This is a genomic window from Azovibrio sp., from assembly GCF_049658005.1.
Classification (GTDB): domain Bacteria; phylum Pseudomonadota; class Gammaproteobacteria; order Burkholderiales; family Rhodocyclaceae; genus Azovibrio.
The window spans coordinates 1-5,495 of sequence record NZ_JBASOH010000044.1 but is presented as its reverse complement, the minus strand read 5'-3'; the positions used below and the strand labels follow the sequence as shown (position 1 = coordinate 5,495).

Here is a 5,495-nt window from a genome sequence, read left to right as displayed (position 1 = left end):
TGAATCCATTGGTGCCAGAGGGATTCAAAGGTGAGGTAGCACAGTGGGCTCAAGCCAATCCTGGGCAGTTGAACAGGAAAATATTGCTGATTATTGTTGAGTCCTGGGGGGTAATGAAAGACGAGCGTATCCAAGCGGCGCTGCTGGAGCCTTTGCTTGCCAAGCGCGTTTATTTTGACTGGATCAAGGCGGAACCCGTGTCCAGCGACGACGCAACCGTTGCTGCTGAGCTGAGCAAGCTTTGCGGCCTGAAAACTCGCTATCTCAACCTGGAAGCGGTAACCGAAGGCTTTGAAGCTTGCCTGCCGTGGCGATTGAAACAGATGGGATACAAAACGACGGCCATTCACGGTGCTGAAGGGGCGATGTATGGCCGCACGCACTGGTATCCGCGCACTGGATTCGATGAAATTCATTTCAAAGAAACGGATTCATGGAAAACGCACTGCTATTCTTTCCCTGGTGTCTGTGATAGCGAGATCATGGAAAAATATATTTCCCGTGCTTTTTTAGAGGATGAAAAGCGTTTTGTCTATTGGCTGACGCTCAATACGCATACCCTCTACGACAGGCGAGATATTCAGCAGGATGTTTTTAATTGCCAGGATTTTCAGCTTGAGGAAGCGGGAGAGGTCTGCCGCATGAATAAGCTGCATGCCCAGTTTTTCCATCAATTAGCCGAGGTTCTCACCCATCCTGCGATGAGTGGCGTCGAAGTGCTCCTTGTTGGCGACCATGCGCCACCGATCCTTGATCGGAATGACTATAAAAAGCACGTTGAAGATGGCATGGTGAGCAAGCTCCATTTGCGAGTGAAATGAGCCGCTTCTAAAACGATGGCGCCCAGGATTTGCGCGGCGCCGTTCAGATGCGGCGGCTGACCAGGACCAGGTAGGGCAGGGTCAGGAAAGGCCAGATCGTGGCAACCCAGCGAATCAAACCGCTGAAGTTGAGGAAATGTCCCCGGTGCCAGAGGGTCAGGGCGGTGGGGGAATAGGGATCGAGGGGGGCCAGGTTCACCAGGATGACGCCGGCCAGGAGCGCCAGCGCGGCCAGCATCAGGCGGCCCAGCGGCGGCAGCAGGAGCAGGATGCCCAGGGCCACGGCGCCCAGTTGCAAGCCCTGCTCCACCCCCGGCGTGAGCCAGTCGAGGAAACGGCCAGGCCCCGCCAGCAGGGCAGATTCCAGACTGCGCACCAGGGCGGCCACGAGGAAGAACAGCGGCACCAGCAGATAGGCCAGCCAGCGGCCCTGGGTCATGGCCCCGGCAAACAGGCCCAGGGCCAGGAAGTTGCTGGCCACCACGGCGGTTTCGGCGAAACGGTAGGTTTCCGGGGCGTAGCTCAGGGTCGGCAGGCCGCCCAGCAGGAGGCGCAGGTCGCCGGTGCCGAACAGCAGGTTTTCCGGGGACAGCAGGGTCAGGAGCCACAGACCCAGCAGGGTCAGCCCCAGATCCACATGGGGCAGAGGGGCGATCAGCCGGGGCCGCCAGCTTTTCCAGAAGGGCTGCAGCTGGGGGCCGATCCAGGCGGCCAGCAAGCTGCCCAGCAGGCCCCCGAGGCTGTTGCACCCCAGGTCCACATTCGATGAAATGCGCGCCGGCAGCCAGGCCTGCAGGCTTTCCATGCTGAAACTGAGCAGGGCGGCCAGCAGGGTGCCCAGGAGGGGCGCCGTCCAGCGGCCCGGCAGGCGCAGCAGGGAGAGCGTGGCGAAAAAGCCGAGGGGCAGATAGATCACCACATTGGCGATCAAGTCGAAGGCGGTCCAGTAACGGGGCCAGGGCAGGGTCAGGAAGGCAAAGGGGTCGATGCCCACGGTCTGCCAGCCGGCAAAGGGGTAGAGGCTGCCATAGAGGGTCAGGACCGCCCAGGCCGCGGCCAGATAGCGCGGTAGCAGATCCGGGGCGGGGCGGCCCTGCTGGCTGCCGAGCATGGGTTCAGGGGGCGTGGTGATGGCCGTGATCCGTCACATGGTAAGTCTGGGCGGCGGCGGCGTGGTGCAGGGCCTCGTGGATGTCCTCGCGGGGGGTGGGACGGCCCACCCACTGGGGCAAGAGGGAGCCCAGCACCATGCCGACGGCGGAGACCAGCAGGCCAAGCAGCTGGGCGGGCACGATGCTGTTCTCACCGATCAGCATTTCCACCAGCAGCCAGGACAGGATGCCGCCAAAGATCGCGGCCAGGGCGCCCTGGGTGGTGGCTTTTTTCCAGAAGGCGCCAAAGAACAGCGGCACGAAGGCGCCGGCCAGGGTGATCTTGTAGGCCGATTCCACCATGCGGAAGATGGAGAGCCCCGAGTTGAGGGCGTAGGTGAGCACCAGGGCGGCAAAGCCGACGATGCAAAGCCGCATCACCGCGAGGAACTGGCGGTCGTTCAATTGCGGCAACAAGCCGCGCACGATGTTCTCGGCAAAGGAAACCGAAGGGGCGAGCAGGGTGGCGGAGGAGCAGCTCATGATGGCGGCCAGCACCGAGCCGAAGAAGATGGCCTGGGCAAACACCGGCATCTGCTGCATCACCAGGGTGGGCAGCACCTTCTGGGAGTCCTCGGCGATCAGCGCGCCGAACTGGGCCGGGTCGATCAGGGTGGCGGAATAGGCGATGAACATGGGCACGAAAGTAAAGCAGAAGTACAAGGAGGCACCCAGAATCGAACCCCAGATGGCGATGCGGGCGCTCCTGGCGGAGGTGATGCGCTGGAATACGTCCTGCTGGGGGATGGAGCCGAGCATCATCGTCAGGCCGGCGCCGATGAAAGAGAGCCACTGGGCAAGGCTGGCCTCGGGAAAGAAATCCAGCTTGCCGGCGGCGCGGGCATGTTCGATGACGGGCATGACGCCGCCGGTCTGGCCGCTGACCAGATAGGCGATGAACAGCAGCCCGCCCATGATGACGCCCATCTGCACGAAGTCCAGGATCGCCACCGACAACATGCCGCCAAAGGTGGTGTAGGTGAGCACGATGGCGGTGCCGAGCATCATGCCGGTTGCCTCGCTCACGGCGCCGTCGGTGACGATGTGGAACAAGAGGCCGAGGGCCTTGATCTGGGCGGCCACCCAGCCCAGGTAGGAGACCACGATGCAAAGGGTCGCCAGCACTTCGACGGTGCGGTTGTAGCGCAGGCGGTAGAAGTCGCCCAGGGTGAGGATGTTGAGCCGGTAGAGCTGGGTGGCGAAGAAGATGCCGGCGATCATCAGGCACAGGCTGGAGCCAAAGGGATCGGCGACGACGCCGCGCAGGCCCTCATTGACGAAGGTGGCGGAAACCCCGAACACCGCCTCGGCCCCGAACCAGGTGGCGAACACGGTGGCCATCACCACCGGCAGGGGCAGGTGCCGCCCGGCGACGGCGAAATCCTTGGCGGTATGGACGCGGGTGGCGGCATAAAGGCCGATCCCCACCGAGAACATCAGGTAAATGACGACGAACCAGATCAGCATGGTGCCTTTTTCCCCACCCGGAAAAGCCTGAAAAATCAGCCCGAAAACGGCGGATTATAAAGACATTGCGGCTTGCGTGGCCGTTGTTTTCCAGGCCGTTTTCCGGCCTGTTTTCCGGCCTGTTTTCCAGCCCCATCCGGGTGCCGTTCAACGCAGCTTCAGGATGCGCCAGGCCCCATGCAGCACGATCAGCCCGATCAGGGTGCCGATGATCCAGTCCGGCCAGGGATTGCCGAGCCAGAGCACCAGGGCCCCGGCCAGGATCACCCCGAGGTTGGCGATCACGTCGTTGGCGGAAAAGATGAAGCTGGCCTGCATGTGGGCGCCCCCGTGCCGGTGCCGGCTGATGAGCAGCAGGCAGGCCACATTGGCGAGCAGGGCCAGCACGGCCACCCCCATCATCGCCTCCCCCAGGGGCGCGGCGCCAAAGCAGAAGCGCCGCCCCACCTCCGCCAGCATGCCCAGGGCCAGGATGAGTTGCAGCCCGCCGGACATCCGCGCGGCCCGGCGTTGCAGGGCCGGGGCGTGGCCCACGGCGTAAAGGGCAAGGCCGTACACCGCCGCGTCGGCGAGCATATCCAGGGCGTCGGCCAGCAGCCCGGCGGACTGGGCCCACCAGCCCGCCAGGATTTCCACCCCGAACATCAGGGCGTTGATGGTCAGAAGCCACTTCAGGGTATGGGCTTCGAGCCCAGCGGCGGTGCTGCTGCAGGCGCAGCCCCCCTGGCCGGAGTTGGCGGTGTCGTTCATGGCATCAGTTCAGGTCGAAACAGAGATATTTCAGTTCCAGATACTCGTCCAGGCCGTGGCGGGAGCCTTCCCGGCCCAGGCCGGATTGCTTGATGCCGCCGAAGGGCGCGACCTCGTTGGAGATCAGGCCGGTGTTGATCCCCACCATGCCATATTCCAGGGCCTCGCCGACCCGGAAACAGCGCGCGACATCGCGGCTGTAGAAGTAGGCGGCCAGGCCGTATTCGGTGGCGTTCGCCATCTGGATCGCTTCTGCCTCGGTCTCGAAGCGGAACAGGGGGGCCACGGGGCCGAAGGTTTCCTCCCGCGCCACCCGCATGGCCGGGGTGACGCCGGCCAGCACCGTGGGTTCGAAGAAGTTGCCGCCGCGGGGGTGGGGATGGCCGCCGGTGAGTAGCCGGGCGCCTTTTTCCAGGGCGTCGGCGACATGGGCCTCGACCTTGGCCAGGGCATTGGCGTCGATGAGCGGCCCTTGCTGGGTGCCGGGTTCGCTACCGTCGCCCACCACGAGCGCCGCCACCTGTTCCGCCAGCCGGGCGGCGAAGGCGTCGTGGATGCCGGCCTGGACCAAAAAGCGGTTGGCGCAGACGCAGGTCTGGCCGGAGTTGCGGTACTTGGCGGCGAGGGCCCCGGCCACGGCCTGATCCAGGTCGGCATCGTCGAAGACGATGAAGGGGGCGTTGCCGCCTAGTTCCAGGGAGAGTTTCTTCAGGGTCGGGGCGCTCTGGGCCATGAGCAGCCGCCCGACTTCGGTAGAGCCGGTGAAGGAGAGCTTTCTCACCACCGGGCTGGCGGTGAGGGCGCCGCCGATGGCGGCCGGGTCGCCGGTGACGAGGTTGAACACCCCGGCGGGAAAGCCCGCCGCCTCGGCCAGCCGCGCCAGGGCCAGGGCGGTGAGCGGCGTCTGTCCGGCGGGCTTGACCACCACCGTGCAGCCGGCGGCGAGGGCCGGCGCCACCTTGCGGGTGATCATGGCGAGGGGAAAATTCCAGGGCGTGATCGCGGCGCAGACCCCGACCGGCTGCTTGATCACCAGGAGGCGCTTGTCCGCTGCCGGGCTGGGCACGGTTTCCCCGTAGGCCCGCTTGCCTTCTTCGGCAAACCATTCCACGAAGCTGGCGCCGTAGGCCACCTCGCCCCGGGCTTCCGCCAGGGGCTTGCCGCCTTCGGCGGTGATCAGGGCGGCCAGGTCTTCCGTGTGCTGCTGGATCAGCCGCAGCCATTGCAGCAGCACCTGGGCCCGGGCTTTGGCGGTGCGCTCCCGCCAGGCGGGCAGGGCGGCGGCGGCGGCGGCGATGGCCCGCCC

General features: G+C 65.0%; 4 protein-coding genes and 1 pseudogene. 1 reads left to right on the top strand and 4 read right to left on the bottom strand.

All coding sequences use genetic code 11. The features are described 5' to 3' along the window. Positions 1 to 821: sulfatase-like hydrolase/transferase (locus tag WBH99_RS04745; protein ID WP_424218964.1), on the top strand; the 821-nt coding region annotated here is incomplete at its 5' end. Between the two features lie 43 nt (positions 822 to 864). On the opposite strand, the gene WBH99_RS04740 is transcribed toward WBH99_RS04745, so the two are convergent. From WBH99_RS04740 to WBH99_RS04725, 4 genes and pseudogenes are all read right to left on the bottom strand, one after another. Further along, positions 865 to 1,932, bottom strand: a complete 1,068-nt coding sequence (locus WBH99_RS04740; protein ID WP_424218963.1) for a VanZ family protein — start codon at positions 1,930 to 1,932, stop codon at positions 865 to 867. A gap of 4 nt (positions 1,933 to 1,936) precedes the next feature. Next, positions 1,937 to 3,439, bottom strand: a complete 1,503-nt coding sequence (locus WBH99_RS04735; protein ID WP_424218962.1) for a sodium:solute symporter family protein — start codon at positions 3,437 to 3,439, stop codon at positions 1,937 to 1,939. Positions 3,440 to 3,586: 147 nt separating this feature from the next. Continuing rightward, positions 3,587 to 4,147 (bottom strand): annotated as a pseudogene (locus tag WBH99_RS04730) (cation transporter); the annotation flags it as partial. A 46-nt stretch (positions 4,148 to 4,193) separates the two neighbouring features. Continuing rightward, on the bottom strand, positions 4,194 to 5,495 hold a 1,302-nt coding region (locus WBH99_RS04725), incomplete at its 5' end, for an NAD-dependent succinate-semialdehyde dehydrogenase (protein WP_424218961.1).

Coding starts and splice junctions, on each gene's coding strand:
- WBH99_RS04735 (WP_424218962.1), bottom strand. CDS start 3,439: ATGCTGATCTGGTTCGTCGTCATTTACCTGATGTTCTCGGTGGGGATC.
- WBH99_RS04740 (WP_424218963.1), bottom strand. CDS start 1,932: ATGCTCGGCAGCCAGCAGGGCCGCCCCGCCCCGGATCTGCTACCGCGC.